Source organism: Psychromonas aquatilis, assembly GCF_038155185.1.
Classification (GTDB): domain Bacteria; phylum Pseudomonadota; class Gammaproteobacteria; order Enterobacterales; family Psychromonadaceae; genus Psychromonas; species Psychromonas aquatilis.
The window spans coordinates 1-15222 of the sequence record NZ_JBAKAZ010000015.1 but is presented as its reverse complement, the minus strand read 5'-3'; the positions used below and the strand labels follow the sequence as shown (position 1 = coordinate 15222).

The 15222-nt window shown below is 37.3% G+C and carries 11 protein-coding genes and 1 pseudogene; 5 read left to right on the top strand and 7 right to left on the bottom strand.

Features of this window, described 5'->3' with window-relative positions; translation table 11 throughout:
• Positions 1-2: 2 nt before the first annotated feature.
• The 6 genes from V6256_RS05785 to argE form a co-directional block, all read right to left on the bottom strand.
• Positions 3-1154 carry an ABC transporter permease gene (locus tag V6256_RS05785; protein ID WP_341597125.1) on the bottom strand — a complete coding sequence of 384 codons (1152 nt, stop codon included), beginning with the start codon at positions 1152-1154 and terminating at the stop codon, positions 3-5.
• A gap of 9 nt (positions 1155-1163) precedes the next feature.
• Positions 1164-2153: an ABC transporter permease gene (locus V6256_RS05780; protein ID WP_341597124.1), complete on the bottom strand. Its 990-nt coding sequence runs from the start codon at positions 2151-2153 to the stop codon at positions 1164-1166.
• 547 nt (positions 2154-2700) lie between these two features.
• Complete coding sequence (tusA, locus tag V6256_RS05775; protein WP_341597123.1) at positions 2701-2943, bottom strand: sulfurtransferase TusA; 243 nt, start codon at positions 2941-2943, stop codon at positions 2701-2703.
• A gap of 135 nt (positions 2944-3078) precedes the next feature.
• Complete coding sequence (locus V6256_RS05770) at positions 3079-4089, bottom strand: hypothetical protein (RefSeq protein WP_341597122.1); 1011 nt, start codon at positions 4087-4089, stop codon at positions 3079-3081.
• Between the two features lie 316 nt (positions 4090-4405).
• Positions 4406-7045, bottom strand: coding sequence for a phosphoenolpyruvate carboxylase (ppc, locus tag V6256_RS05765; protein ID WP_341597121.1), 2640 nt, complete (start codon positions 7043-7045; stop codon positions 4406-4408).
• Between the two features lie 177 nt (positions 7046-7222).
• Complete coding sequence (gene argE, locus V6256_RS05760; protein WP_341597120.1) at positions 7223-8368, bottom strand: acetylornithine deacetylase; 1146 nt, start codon at positions 8366-8368, stop codon at positions 7223-7225.
• Positions 8369-8875: 507 nt separating this feature from the next.
• On the opposite strand from argE, the gene argC reads away from it, so the two are divergent.
• From argC to argH, 5 genes are all read left to right on the top strand, one after another.
• Positions 8876-9886 (top strand): N-acetyl-gamma-glutamyl-phosphate reductase, encoded by a 1011-nt coding sequence (gene argC, locus V6256_RS05755; RefSeq protein ID WP_341597119.1) that lies wholly within the window; start codon positions 8876-8878, stop codon positions 9884-9886.
• Between the two features lie 12 nt (positions 9887-9898).
• Entirely contained in the window at positions 9899-10684 is a 786-nt protein-coding gene (gene argB / locus V6256_RS05750; protein ID WP_341597118.1) for an acetylglutamate kinase, read from the top strand.
• Between the two features lie 14 nt (positions 10685-10698).
• Entirely contained in the window at positions 10699-11607 is a 909-nt protein-coding gene (locus V6256_RS05745) for an ornithine carbamoyltransferase (protein WP_341597117.1), read from the top strand.
• A gap of 26 nt (positions 11608-11633) precedes the next feature.
• Positions 11634-12842 carry an argininosuccinate synthase gene (locus V6256_RS05740; protein WP_341597116.1) on the top strand — a complete coding sequence of 403 codons (1209 nt, stop codon included), beginning with the start codon at positions 11634-11636 and terminating at the stop codon, positions 12840-12842.
• 162 nt (positions 12843-13004) lie between these two features.
• Positions 13005-14885, top strand: a complete 1881-nt coding sequence (argH, locus tag V6256_RS05735) for an argininosuccinate lyase (RefSeq protein WP_341597115.1) — start codon at positions 13005-13007, stop codon at positions 14883-14885.
• A 139-nt stretch (positions 14886-15024) separates the two neighbouring features.
• Here argH and V6256_RS05730 read toward each other — a convergent pair.
• Positions 15025-15153 (bottom strand): annotated as a pseudogene (locus V6256_RS05730) (gamma carbonic anhydrase family protein); the annotation flags it as partial.
• Positions 15154-15222 lie beyond the last annotated feature (69 nt).

Here is a 15222-nt window from a genome sequence, read left to right as displayed (position 1 = left end):
ATTTAAGCTCTATTCATGTATGGATCTGCAGCATCACGAAGGCCGTCACCAAGGAAGTTGAAAAATAAGACAATTGCAATGACAAAACCTGCTGGGTAAAGCACCCAAGGGTAGTTAGCAATTACTGTGATACTTTGTGCTTCCTGTAGTAATACACCCCAACTAACAACAGGAGGGCGTAAACCTATACCTAAAAAGCTTAAAGATGTTTCAGCGATAATCATGGCTGGAATACTGAGAGTCGCATGAGCGATTACAAAACTTGTTGATCCTGGTAGAAGGTGTTTACGGATAATGTAGAAGTTACCAGCACCTGATAATAATGCGGCTTCTGTATACTTTTCTTCTTTTAAGCGCATCACGATACCGCGAACAACTCGGGCGATACCGGTCCATCCGATTAAAGACAAGATAACGGTGATCATGAAGTAAACCACCACTGGAGACCAGTGTGGAGGCAATGATGCAGCTAATGCCATCCACAGAGGAATTGATGGGAATGACATTAATATTTCAATTAGTCGTTGAATTAAGGTATCAGTCTTACCGCCATAAAATCCTGAAATACCACCTAGTACCGTGCCAAATACCAAACTTAAAAATACACCAATAAGGCCTATTGAAAGGGAAATTCTCGCGCCATGAACCACTTTACTAAAAATGTCTCGCCCTAGTTTATCCGAGCCCATAAGAAATAGAGCAGCCCCTTCATCGACACCCATTAAGTGAATATCTGTTTCAATTAAACCCAGGAACATATATGAATAACCACGATGTAGGAATCTTATTGGGTAAACTTGATCCCCCGCTGTATATTCAAATTCCAACGTTTCCATATTTAGTTTACGAATAATATTGTTGATATATGGTCGTGTTAAGTTCCCTTGATCATCAGTAAAATGGATTTCAGTCGGTGCTACATAAGTATATTTAGCACTGAATGAGTTAATATCTTGTACACTGACAAAGTGTGCAAAAATAGCGACTAAGTAAAAAAATATGATCATAATTGCGCTAAATAAAGCGACTTTATGCTGTTTGAATCTAAGCCACATTAAGCGTTTTTTGGAAGCATAAAAGATTTCATTGTCTTGATCTTGAATGTCTAAATTCTCTTCCATGCCATTCTTATCAAGATTGTATATAGATGTCATAATAGTCCCTTATGAAAGACGAATGCGCGGATCTAATAGCGCAAGAATAATGTCAGAAAGAAGCGTTCCCACAATCGTAAATATTGCGAGCATCATTAAAAAAGTACCGGCTAAATACATATCTTGACCGCGTAGTGCTTCTAATAAGTAGGGACCTGTAGTGGGTAGACTCAGTACGATTGCAACAATGGCACTGCCTGACACTAACTCTGGTAGTTGCCATCCAATTGTTGAAGCTAATGGGGTGATTGCATGTCGTACTGGATATTTCAGAATAACTCTATGAGTTGGCAGACCTTTTGAGCGTGCAGTATCTACATATGGCTTATGCAACTCATCCATCATGGTTGCACGCATAATACGAATTTGGCTAGCTGTACCTGCTGTACCTACAACGATAACAGGGATCCAGATGTGGCTTAATGCATCATATAACTTATCCATACTCCAAGGGGCATTGATATATTCAGGTGAAAATAACCCTGAAAATGGAGAGCCAAACCAATTCAACGATAAGTACATTAATAATAATGCCAATAAGAAGTTTGGAATTGCTAAACCTAAGAAGCCTAAAAAGCTCACCACATAATCAAATAGAGTATAAGGTTTCATGGCTGAAATAATACCGGTAAAAAATGCGGTGGTTAGAGTAAAAATTAATGTCACGAAAGTGATCATAAATGTTAACCCTAATTTACCCCATATCAACTCACTTACTGGTTTTTGATGCTGAAATGAATAACCAAAATCACCACTTGGAAAGCCACTTATCCAGTTAAAATAGTTAACTATCATACTATCACTGATACCCAGTTCAGCTTGGATACTTGCACGAAGTGCATCAACGTCATTGATTGAACCATCAACAATCATTCTTTCTGAAATATACGCATCGACAAAATCACCGGGGGGTAATTGGATCAGTATAAAAGAAATAATGGATATTATTATCAGTGTTGGGATCGATATCAGACAACGTCGTAAGATATATTGCAGCATTGATCATCCTTAATAAATTGCTTTGCTATACAGTTGTTGTTTGGGTTACACATATCGACGTTTATCTCATTTTAGTGTGACGCGCGAAGCTAGTGTAAATAACGTATTTCTCAGAAATTTTTGTACAGATCCTCTGGTACTTGAATTGTCTGATCATATTATTTCTTAATTAAAGTATGGTTTTTTCGCCGTGAGGATGTAAATGGCAGCTAATGAGTAGTTTGAAGTAAACAGGGTTTTTTATGAGTAGATGTTAAAATTTTGTGACTATATGCATAAAAAATACGCTGATATCGTGTTTACTTTAATCTCTTTAAAAGAGATGGAATATTTTTGATATTGAATGGTCTTTTTAGAAATGTGATCAGCGTTAAGTTATTTTTTTCATAAATGGTTGAATATCCTTGTTTTATTGGGCATTTTAAAGGTTGTTTTTTGCTGCTGGTGGGTTTTATATTAGGTAATTTTGCCCAATCAAGGGCTATTTATATGGTTAGGAAAAAAGCTCTGTTTATTGATTAAATGTTAAATAAATGTAAATTTATTTTTATTTTAATCCTTTTTTAATTAAGTATCGGTAAGGGATTGTTTCAACTTGAGACTCTATGAGTTGGTGCTCCATAAAACGACAAAAACTTGGGATATCTCGAGTCGTCGCTGGATCGTCAGCAATAATCTCTAATAAATCTCCCGCTGCTAGTCTACGCACCGTTTTTCGAATGACCATTACTGGCTCTGGACAGCGTAAACCTAATGCGTCTAATTGTTTAATTGTTGTTTTATTTGTCATATTAATACCGCGTTTGATTCAAAAAGATAATATTAACATATCCCCTCTGTCTCAAGCATTAATATAATTGAAGAAGCGTTTGCTCCTTCAATTATATAACTAGCACTGTGTTGCCGTATTACAAACGTAATATTATTAGTTGGTGATAGTTTTTCTTAATAAAACCTGATTATCTAAAATTAAATTATTAGACCAAATAAATTGTGCATCTTGCGCTTCATTATCAAAAATATCGGTAAAATTAGTATATGATTTCTTATTATCAACACCGACAGTCTCATTACTAAAGGCAGTTGCAAACGGCCATTGGCTATCATCATAACCTTGTTTTTCCCAGCCAGTTGGTATTGCCCAATGTACGCCATATAAAGTGGAGGCATCATTACCTCCTTCTGTAGTACATTCTGTTGATAAGCGAGTAGTGCCTGATTCACTTAAACAACTTAAATCTGAAATCGGAGCGGTATAGTAGTTTTGTGCTTTCCAGCTATTATCTGTAATGCTAATTGTTTTATCGTTAGTATCTTTGAAGACAGCCACCAACCCAGCATCACCCGCATGTGCTGAAATACCACGGTTAGCTTCCGTCCCTGTCCCTAAATTTTCTTCCCAATCAACAGCTAATATTGCGATATCAAAAGGCTTTTTCACTTTAAATTTAATAATGTTGGAATTAAATTGAGTAAATGGAACGGGGTCTTTACCTACAGCAACGCCATTGATATACATTTCAAAATAGTTATCAGCAAATAGGTAAGCAGTGATCACTTCTCCATCTGCATCTATCTCTATGGTGTCTTGCGTAGTGAGTGCGGTTAAGGCTGATTTTGGATCGTTATAACGTTTCCCATAATCGTTGTATAAATCTGCAGCAAATGGCATTTTGTCATTGGTAAAGTTTACCTCAGCAGGTACTGTCCAAGTTGTATCATCGTTAATACTCTTAATCGTTCCTAGTTCAGCGACGCGACCACCTTGGGGGAATAAGTTTTCAGTAGTCGTTTCTGCTATTCCGTAGGTCACTGAGCCTGAACCTTTATAGTCAGCTGCACTTACAGTGCTAGTTGTATGTGTTTGATTGTGATAACAACCTTGTAAAAATAGGGTTAAGCCAATTAATGTGGATGTTAGGTAAATTTTCATCATCGTCATGCCTCTCTGCTTAGCGAAGTATTGATAACAATTATATTAAATTTAAGTGTTTATATTTGAGTAGGTTAGCACGGCTGAAGAATAACAATATGTATCAAATAAGGAGTTTTTAAAACAGTGCTGAAGGTTTTAATTAATAGATCCCATATAAAGCATTTTTAAAACAGTCGTGAAGTTTTTAATTAATAGACTCCATATAAGGCGTTTTTAAAACAGTGGTGAAATCTTTAATTGGCAGGCTATAAAAGAAAAAACCTACCTTTATCTATTGATAAAGGTAGGTTGGGAATAGTAAAAAGCTTATGGCAGATTAACCTGTATTACGAAGACCTGCTGCAATACCTGCGATCGTTACCATTAATGCTTGGTCTATATCTGGGTTAATTGTTTCATTCTCTTCACATGAGCGAGAGCGAGATAATAACTCAGCTTGTAACATATTCAGTGGATCTACATAAGGATTACGTAACTGAATAGACTCTTTGATCCAAGGTTGCTCTTGCATTAACTTATGATCAGGAATTGTTTCTAATACCGTTTCACGTGTTAATTTTAGGTTTTCACGTAAGCGTTCACCTAATGGCCATAGTGCTTTTGGTACTAAGCGCTCTTCGTAGAACTTAGTTAGCTCTTCATCCGCTTTCATGAATACCATTTCAAACATTTCTAAACGAGTATGGAAGAAAGGCCAGTTAACGTACATTTCACGTAGTAGCTCTTTTTTACCTTCATCTAATAACGTTTTAAGTGCAGAGCCTGCGCCAAGCCAAGCTGGTAGCATTAAACGGTTTTGACTCCAAGCAAAGATCCATGGGATTGCACGTAAGCTTTCAACGCCGCCATTTGGTTTACGTTTAGCTGGACGACTACCTAATGCTAATTTGCCTAGTTCTAACTCAGGTGTAACACTGCGGAAGTATGGTACAAAGTCTGGCTCGTCGCGTACAAAGTAACGATATTCTTCACATGATTGTTCTGCAAATTGTTGCATTAAATCACGCCATTCTTGTTTTGGTGCTGGTGGCGGAAGCAAGTTAGCTTCTAATATTGCTGCTGTATAAATGTTTAAGCTCTGGGCTGCAATTTTTGGTAGACCAAATTTAAAGCGGATCATTTCGCCTTGTTCTGTTACACGTAATCCACCTTTTAATGAACCAGGAGGTTGTGATAATAAAGCTTGTTGTGCTGGAGCTCCACCACGGCCGATTGTGCCGCCTCGTCCATGGAACAGTACAAGTTGAATGTCATTATCTTCACTAATTTTGATTAATGCTTCTTGCGCTGTGTATTGTGCCCAGTTCGCAGCCATTACACCTGCATCTTTAGCTGAATCTGAGTAACCAATCATTACGTGTTGCTCACCACCGATATATCCTCGGTACCAATCAACAGCGTATAGGCGTTGCATTACATCAGCTGCATTATTCAAGTCATCTAATGTTTCAAATAACGGAGCAACAGGAATACGGAACGGACAACCCATCTCTTTTAATAACAATTGAACGGCTAATACGTCAGACGCTTCACGTGCCATTGAGATAATGTAAATACCTAATGCTTCTGGATCCGTTTGCGCAACGACTTTACAAGTATCTAATACTTCTTGTACGTCAGCGGAAGGTTTCCAAAGTGTTGGAATAAGAGGGCGCTTACTATTTAGTTCTTGTAATAAGAAAGCTTGTTTATCCGCTTCGCTCCACGCATTGTAATCGCCAATGCCTAAGTAACGAGTTAGTTCAGATAATGTATCACCATGACGTTCACCATCTTGGCGAATGTCTAGTTTTACAAGATTAATACCGAAACAGTTTACACGACGGATAATATCTAATAATAAACCGTTAGCGATTGACTTCATGCCCATCTTCATTAGCGAGTGGTAGCATAACTCTAGGGGCTCTTTAAGCTGTTTAGTGGTTGTAATGATATCTTTTGCAGTACTATCGTGACCTTGTAATGTTGCACTTAAAGCCGTTAGGGTTTCTTTAAGTTCAGTACGCAATTTACGAAGTACAACACGGTAAGGTTCGTCTGCATCACCTACAATGGCACGTAATGTATCATCACAATTATCCATTGATAATTCAGTTGTTAACTGTTTGATATCTTCAAGGTATAAGCTAACCGCTACCCAGCGGCTTGTAATTAATACTTCTTTTGTTACTTCTGATGTTACAAATGGGTTACCGTCACGGTCTCCACCCATCCAAGACGTAAATTTAATTGGAGAAGCATCAAGTGGTAGTGAAATATCTAAACCATCTTGTAATGTTTTATCTAGCTCTCGTACGTAAAGCGGTACTGCTTCCCATAGGCTGTTTTCTATTACTGCAAAGCCCCATTTTGCTTCATCAACAGGTGTAGGTCGATTTTTACGGATGTCATTTGTATGCCAGCCTTGTGTAATCAATTGTTCAAGACGGACTAAAAGTAGATCACGTTCTTTATCTGAAATCTCAGTTAACTCTAAATAAGTTAAACATTTATTGATTGCAGTATATTTATTGATAAGTGTACGACGTGTGACTTCAGTTGGGTGCGCAGTTAATACCATATCCATGTGTAAGCCACTTACCGCTTCAGCAATTTTATCTTCTGTGATATCGCTATTTTTAATTTTAGTGATTAGTTGCTGTAGTGGTTCTGGCGTGCATACATCACCATCGCAATGGCGAGAGATACCATGAAATTGTTCTGCGATATTGGCAAGGTTTAAAAAATGAGTAAAGGCACGTGCCACTGGTAGTAATTCATCATCCGTTAAATTAGCGAGTACTTCTATTAATGTCTCGCCATCTTTGCTGTTACCTGAGCGTGAGGATTTAGATAATTGTCGTATTGTTTCTATTTTTTCAAGGAAGGCTTCACCGAGATGGTCGCTAATACTATTACCAAGTAGTTGCCCTAATAAACTTACATTGCTTCGTAAGTTTGCATATTGATCTGTCATCTTACTTCCTTATATTTGTAATAAAATTACACTTTTGATGTCGTAGAATTAAATAAAATACCATAACGAAAGGCCCAGTCAATGGAGTTGTCTTTGCGTTTAGTTATTCTATTTCAATTCTAGTTTTGGAATTTTATTCCTTATGTAACAAAGTTACACAAAGAATAAGGTTAATATTTAAGCACAATAATGAGCGATTAATTTACTGACCAATGCTTGTGTTGGCTTTACAAATGAAAGGTCTAAATACTCATTAGGTTGATGTGCTTGGGCTATATGTCCTGGCCCTAATACGATCGTGTCGCAGCCTAGTGCTTGGATAAAAGGTGCTTCAGTACAATAATTTGCACTGGTTGCTTTATTGCCAGTATAAATCTCAGCTTGATTAATTAAATCTGAGTGTACAGGACATTCATACGAGGGAATCGGCTCGTGTAAATGAAACACCTCAATGCTATCGGGATATCTTTTTTCAATTTCAGTTAGCGCTTGTTTTACAGTAATAAATAAGTCACTGGTGGTGACGCCTGGAATTGGGCGCATATCGATATGTAATTCACAACAGCCACAAATACGGTTAGGGCTATCACCCCCCGAGATTGCACCAAAGTTTAATGTTGGATAAGGCACTTCAAAGTGAGGGTTGTGATATTTTTCTTTGAAAGCTTGTTGTACTAGTTTTAATTCAGATAAGACTAAATGCATGATATCAATAGCATTTACTCCTTTATCCGGATCAGAACTGTGCCCTGTTCTGCCTGTGATACGGATACCTTCGGACATATGGCCTTTGTGCATAACGACAGGAACTAAACCAGTCGGCTCGCCAATAACCGCATAATCAGGCTTAAACTGCTTTTGCTCGGCGATTTGTTGTGCACCTGACATTGTAGTCTCTTCATCTGCTGTTGCAAGAATACGTAATGGTTTGGATAACTTATCAAGTTCGATGCTTTTTAACGCCTCAATAACAAAAGCAAAAAAACCTTTCATATCGATAGTACCTAAGCCATACAAACGGTTGTCTTTTTCAACAACTTTAAAAGGATCTGTTTCCCAGCCTTTTTCATCATAGGGAACGGTATCGCTATGGCCAGCTAACAATAAACCACCATCGCCTTCACCCATTGAAGCTAATAAATTAAACTTCCCAGGCGCACCTTTAACTTCCGTTATTTCAGTGCTAAATCCTAGATCAGAGAGCCATTCGGCAAGTTGATTGATAACTGCTTGATTACTTTGATCCCATGAACTATCACTTGAGCTAATAGAGGGTAACTTTATAAGGCCTTTATACAGGTCCATAAATGCTGGTAATGACATACTATTCCTTTAGATTCAGGTGGTAATATCGAATTTAAGATTTTTGCTTGTGTAACTTTTTGGGTTTTAAAAATTAACCCGAAAAATTAAAAGTAACTATGATTTTGATGATTAAGCAGTAAAACCATTCTATGCCTTATTTAAGTTCAAATTAAAGCACTTTTTACATATTCAATTGAAATAACCATTTTAAATGGGCTAAATTTATTTTTTTTATAACTTATTTGAGTATGCTTTTAATAAAAAAATGATTTAATATCAACTTATTAAATGGCTTTTAATTCATGATGTTATGGGTTTTATAAATCTATTCTCAATTGTTGCTGATGGATTATTTTATCGCGGATAGCGTCATCTTACTATTTTTTGTATATTTATTCATGTTTATTGAATAAATAGTCACTTTGATTTAAAATATCGCTTTCGGCAAGGAATGCTTTTTATTTTTATCGCCGTTTGAATTTATTTATGATGAATTAAGTTAATAATGAAACAGGAATTTTCTTTATGTTAAAAGCAATTGTAGTGGGTGCTAGTGGTTACACTGGAGCAGAATTAGCGCAATTTTTAACGCGTCACCCAAGTATTGAGCTATCTGGTTTATATGTTTCTGAAGGTAGTTTAGATAAAGGAAAAAACATCTCTGAATTATACGGCAGCTTACGTGGTTTAGTGGACTTACCATTACAACCTTTAGGCGTAAGTGGTATTCAATCTGCTTGTCAGGGGATTGATATTGTTATTCTTGCTACAGCGCATGAAGTTAGCCATGATTTAGCACCTCTTTTCTTAGCTGAAAATACAGTTGTATTTGATTTGTCGGGTGCCTTCCGTGTTCAATCATCAGGCTTTTATGATAAATACTATGGCTTCTCACACCAATACCCAGATTTATTAGATAAAGCAGTATATGGATTAGCTGAATGGAATGCAGAACAAGTAAAAGAAACTGATCTTATTGCCGTACCTGGTTGTTATACAACTGCTTCTTTGACAGCATTAAAGCCATTATTTAATGCTGGTCTTATAAAAGAAGGAATAAAACCAACGATAAATGCCACTAGTGGTGTAAGTGGCGCTGGTCGAAAAGCCAGTGTCGTTAGTAGCTTTTGTGAAGTTAGCTTGCAGCCTTATGGTGTCTTTACACACCGCCATAAACCTGAAATTGATCAGCATCTAGGCACTGAAGTTGTTTTTACCCCACATTTAGGTAACTTTAAGCGTGGTATATTGGCAAGTATCAATGTGGTACTAAACGAAGGTGTTACACTTGAGCAGGTCAATCAAGCTTATCAAGACGCTTATGCAGATAAACCGATTGTACGTTTAATGGATGGCACGTTACCGGCACTTAAGAATGTTGTTGGGACACCATTCTGTGATTTAGGTTGGGCTGTTGAAGGGCAGGACTTAGTGGTCTTTAGTGCGATTGATAATTTATTAAAAGGTGCCTCTTCACAAGCAATGCAGTGTATTAATTTACGCTTTGGTTTCGATATTACTACTTCTATTTTATAAGATAGGTTAGCAATGACTCAAACACAAAAAAAGCCACTATTAATTAAAATTGGTGGCGCAGTATTAGAAAGTGAACAAGCACTTACGAATTTATTTTCTGCATTAACTGAATATCTAGCGATAGAAAAGCGTCCATTATTAATAGTGCATGGCGGCGGTGTAATTGTTGAAGATGTTCTTAGTAAAATGAATATTAAGAGCGAAAAGAAAAATGGTTTACGTATCACTCCATTTGATCAGATCCCTTATGTTGCTGGTGCATTAGCTGGTACATCAAATAAATTATTAATGGCAAAAGCCTTACAAGCTGGATTATCAGCGGTGGGTTTATCATTAGCAGACGGATTCAGCTGTTCGGTTAAGCAAATGGATCCAGATCTCGGCGCCGTTGGTATTTGTAGCCCTAATAACCCAACATTAATTAATAGTCTGTTAGCAGGAGACTTTTTACCTGTTATCTCATCAATTGCGATTGGTGAAGATGCAAAACTATACAATGTAAATGCAGATCAAGCAGCGATCGCTATTTGTGAATTAATTGGTGCCGAATTAGTTTTCTTATCCGATGTAGATGGTGTATGGAATGCTGATAAACAAGTGATTGCAGAATTAAACACTCAACTTGCTGAGCAGTTAATAACTGAAGATGTTATTAAAGATGGCATGGCTGTGAAGGTGAAAGCGGCATTACAAGCTGCTGATGAACTAGGTTATGTTATGTTGGCAAGTTGGAAAAACCCAGAAAATTTAGTCTCATTGCTTGCAGGTAAAGCAGTGGGTACAAAAGTAATTAAATAAAGTAGAGAGTTAAGATGGAAAATTTATTAACGGGTATGGAAATGACTCAGCAGCAGGCACTAGACCTGATTGCTCTGGGTAAAGATTTAAAAGCAAATCCAAGCAAGTATGCTCAATCACTTGCAGGTAAGAGTGTCGTGACTTTATTTGAAAAGCAATCATTACGTACACGTGTTACGTTTGATATTGGCGTTAATAAATTAGGTGGCCATGCTGTTTACTTAGACCAAACTAATGGTGCAATGGGTAATCGTGAAGATGTTAAAGACTTTGCGGCTAATATTTCTCGTTGGGCTGACTGTATTGTTGCACGTGTATTCGATCATAAAACAATACTTGAATTAGAAGAGCACTCAACAGTGCCTGTTATTAATTCTCTATGTGATTTATACCATCCTTGTCAGGGGATGGCAGACTTTTTAACTATTTCTCAAAATTATGATGATTTAACTAAAGTAAAATTAGCGTATATTGGAGATGGTAATAATGTTACTCATTCTTTGTTCATTGCTGGTGCGATTTTAGGTGCAACGGTAACTGCTGTTTGTCCTTTAGGTCACAGCCCAGATGCTCAAATTTTGAAAAAAGCAGAAGAAATCGCTAAAACAACAGGTGCGACTATTACTGTTACAAATAATATCGATGATATTAAAGGTTATGATGTTGTCTACGGTGATACTTGGTTATCAATGGGCGATGAGACACCATTAGAGCAAATTAAAGCTAAGTTTATGCCATATCAAATTAATCAAGAATTACTTGATCAAACAGGTATTAAGCATATCTTACATTGCCAACCAGCACATCGTGGATTAGATATTACATCTGATGTGATGGATGGTCCTGCTTCATTGATTTTTGATCAAGCAGAAAATAGAATGCACATTCAAAACGCTATAATGCTTACCCTAATAAATAAATAGAAATAATTGAGAAAGGAAAACAATTAATGAGCAAAGTTAAAAAGGTAGTTCTCGCTTATTCAGGCGGCTTAGACACATCAGCGATTATTCCATGGTTAAAAGAAACTTATGATGATTGTGAGATCGTAGCGTTTTGTGCCGATGTAGGTCAAGGTGCTGAAGAGTTAGTTGGTTTGCATGAGAAAGCAATCGCTTCAGGTGCATCTGAATGTCATATCGTTGATCTAAAAGAAGAGTTTGTTAAAGACTATATTTACCCAACGATCGCATCTGGTGCAGTTTACGAAGGTACTTATTTATTAGGTACATCAATGGCACGTCCAATCATTGCTAAAGCACAAGTTGAAGTAGCATTAAAAGTTGGTGCTGATGCAGTTTGTCACGGTTGTACAGGTAAAGGTAATGACCAAATCCGTTTTGAAAGCTGTTTTGCTGCTTTAGCGCCTGAGCTACAAGTAATTGCACCATGGCGTGAGTGGGATATGGTTTCTCGTGAAGATTTACTAGATTACCTTGCAGAGCGTAATATCGAAACAACGGCTTCAGCAACTAAAATCTATAGCCGTGATGCGAATGCATGGCACATCTCTCATGAAGGTGGTGAATTAGAAGACCCATACAATGAGCCAAGTAAAGGTGTTTGGACATTAACAGTTGATCCGCTTGATGCACCAAATGAGCCTGAATACGTAACACTAACAGTAGAAAATGCACGTGTAACTGCTGTTGATGGTGTTGAACTATCGCCATACGATGCGTTAATGCTACTAAATGAAAAAGCAGCTGCACATGGTGTAGGTCGTATCGATATTACAGAAAACCGTACAGTGGGCATGAAGTCTCGTGGTTGTTATGAAACACCAGGAGGTACTGTAATGGTAACAGCTCTTCGTGGTATTGATGAGCTAGTACATGATAAACCATCTCGTCGCTGGCGTGACCAAGTGGGCCAAGAGTTTGCTCACTTAGTTTATGATGGACGTTGGTTTACACCTCTATGTGGTTCTTTATTAGCTGCATCTGAGTCATTAGCAAAAGATGCTAACGGTGAAGTTGTTGTTCGTCTATATAAAGGACAAGCAGTAGCGGTTCAGAAAAAATCGCCAAACAGCTTATACTCTGAAGAGTTTGCTACATTTGGTGATGATAACGTTTATGACCAAAAGCATGCTGAAGGTTTCATCCGCTTATATTCACTATCTAGCCGTATTCGTAAGCTTAATAGTAACAAATAAGTTCAAAATGCTATAAAATTCCTGCGGCGATTATTTTTTCGTCGCAGGAATTTCTATTTATAAGCGTTTTAAAATTAAAAATACTTATAAATAGAATGAGTAATATTATTAATCCCTTAACGAATGGATTTGGTCAATGGCCAAGTCAGAATGGAGTAACAAATGGCACTATGGGGCGGACGTTTCAGCCAAGCGGCAGATACAAAGTTTAAATTATTTAATGATTCATTGAAATTCGATTACCGTCTTGCTGAACAAGATATTATTGGCTCAATCGCATGGTCTAAAGCTTTATTATCAGTAGATGTTCTGAATGCAGATGAACAAAAAAGCATTGAAGTTAGTTTGAACGAATTATTGGTGTCAGTGCAAGAAAACCCAGAGCAAGTATTGCAATCAGATGCTGAAGATATTCATTCATGGGTCGAAGGGCAATTAATCAATAAAGTGGGTGATTTAGGTAAAAAATTACACACTGGCCGTAGTCGTAATGACCAAGTTGCAACAGATTTAAAACTATGGTGTAAAAAAACAGCGCAAGAATTAATTGTTCACCTTGATGGATTAGAATCAAAGCTTATTGAACTAGCAAGAATTCACCAGGGTGTTATTTTACCGGGTTATACGCATTTACAACGTGCACAACCAGTGACATTTTCGCATTGGTGTTTAGCTTATTTAGAAATGCTCGAGCGTGATCATAGCCGTTTAGAAGGTTGTATCGAGCGCATGAATACTTGTCCTCTTGGTAGTGGTGCATTAGCAGGTACTGCTTATGAGATGGATCGTACTGCCTTAGCGCATTCACTTGGTTTTGAAAGAGCAACAAGAAACAGTTTAGATTCTGTATCTGACCGAGATCATGTTGTAGAGCTAATGAGTTGTGCAACGTTATCAATGGTGCATTTGTCACGTATGGCTGAAGATCTTATCTTTTATAACAGTGGTGAGTCTGCTTTCATTGAAATGTCAGATTTAGTGACCTCTGGATCTTCATTAATGCCACAAAAGAAAAACCCAGATGCGATGGAGTTAATCCGTGGTAAATCAGGGCGTGTCTTTGGTTCATTAGCAGGAATGTTAATGACATTGAAAGCATTACCATTAGCTTACAATAAAGATATGCAAGAAGATAAAGAAGGCTTATTTGATGCTTTAGATACTTGGGGCGATTGTTTATCAATGGCAGCAATGGCATTAACTGACCTTAAAGTAAATGAAGAGCGCACTAAAGAAGCTGCACAAGGTGGTTACTCTAATGCAACAGAACTTGCCGATTACTTAGTTGCTAAAGGTATCCCTTTCCGCGAAGCACATCATATTGTTGGTGTTGCCGTTGTCGCTGCAATTGAAAAAGGCGTTCCTTTAGAGGACTTAACGGTTGCGGAGTTTAAAGTATTCTCTGAAGTTATCGAAGATGATGTTTATCCAATATTAACATTAGAAGCAACATTAGCAGCTCGAAAAGCATTAGGTGGCGTTTCTCCTACACAAATAGAGTATGCATTAACATCTGCTGAAGAGCGACTAGCGTCAAGAGATACCTCTGGTATTGTGATTAGATCGGCACGTTTGACTGATATTGAGCGTATTGAGTCGATGGTAAATCATTGGGCTGAGAAAGGTGAAAACTTACCTCGTGATAAAGCTGATTTAATAGAGTCATTAAGTGAGTTTGTTGTTACTGAGTTAGAGGGGAAAGTAACAGGTTGTGCTTCTGTTCATATTTATGACACTGGCTTAGCTGAAATTCGCTCTTTAGGTATTGAACCAGGTTATGAAGGACGTGGTCAAGGCAGTGCATTAGTAGACTTGTTGGTGAAACGTTCAGAGAAGTTAGAGATTAAACGTTTGTTTGCTCTGACACGTATGCCGGAGTTTTTCATGAAACTAGGGTTTAGTCCTGAAAGTAAAACGACTATGCCAGAAAAAGTATTGAAAGATTGTGCGATGTTTGTAAGTCAACATGCAACAGATCAAAAAGCATTAGAGTTAAATTACAAAACAAGTATGTTATTACATAAATCAATGGGTAAAAATTAACTTTTAGCCCTCTATTATAATTAAGGGTGTATCTTCACAAATACACTCTTAACTAATATCTCTACTCTTCCATGCGTTAACCACTCTATTTTATCTATAAAGAATCAATTGTGTTTCTATAGTAAAGGAGAGAATTACGCTAAAGATATTCATTCTTTAAATTGACATAATGGCTAGCAGAACGTTTTAAGAAAGCCATTTCCGCTTCAGTTAATTGTCGAACCGCTTTAGCTGGTGAGCCTATATATAGAAAACCAGATTGTAATACCAATTCCGTTAAAGATGTGATCTAATGTTCATATTCAAAGGAGATGATATGAATCACGATTTTTCTGGC

Coding starts and splice junctions, on each gene's coding strand:
- V6256_RS05785 (WP_341597125.1), bottom strand. CDS start 1,154: ATGACATCTATATACAATCTTGATAAGAATGGCATGGAAGAGAATTTA.
- V6256_RS05780 (WP_341597124.1), bottom strand. CDS start 2,153: ATGCTGCAATATATCTTACGACGTTGTCTGATATCGATCCCAACACTG.
- tusA (WP_341597123.1), bottom strand. CDS start 2,943: ATGACAAATAAAACAACAATTAAACAATTAGACGCATTAGGTTTACGC.
- V6256_RS05770 (WP_341597122.1), bottom strand. CDS start 4,089: ATGATGAAAATTTACCTAACATCCACATTAATTGGCTTAACCCTATTT.
- ppc (WP_341597121.1), bottom strand. CDS start 7,045: ATGACAGATCAATATGCAAACTTACGAAGCAATGTAAGTTTATTAGGG.
- argE (WP_341597120.1), bottom strand. CDS start 8,368: ATGTCATTACCAGCATTTATGGACCTGTATAAAGGCCTTATAAAGTTA.
- argC (WP_341597119.1), top strand. CDS start 8,876: ATGTTAAAAGCAATTGTAGTGGGTGCTAGTGGTTACACTGGAGCAGAA.
- argB (WP_341597118.1), top strand. CDS start 9,899: ATGACTCAAACACAAAAAAAGCCACTATTAATTAAAATTGGTGGCGCA.
- V6256_RS05745 (WP_341597117.1), top strand. CDS start 10,699: ATGGAAAATTTATTAACGGGTATGGAAATGACTCAGCAGCAGGCACTA.
- V6256_RS05740 (WP_341597116.1), top strand. CDS start 11,634: ATGAGCAAAGTTAAAAAGGTAGTTCTCGCTTATTCAGGCGGCTTAGAC.
- argH (WP_341597115.1), top strand. CDS start 13,005: ATGGCACTATGGGGCGGACGTTTCAGCCAAGCGGCAGATACAAAGTTT.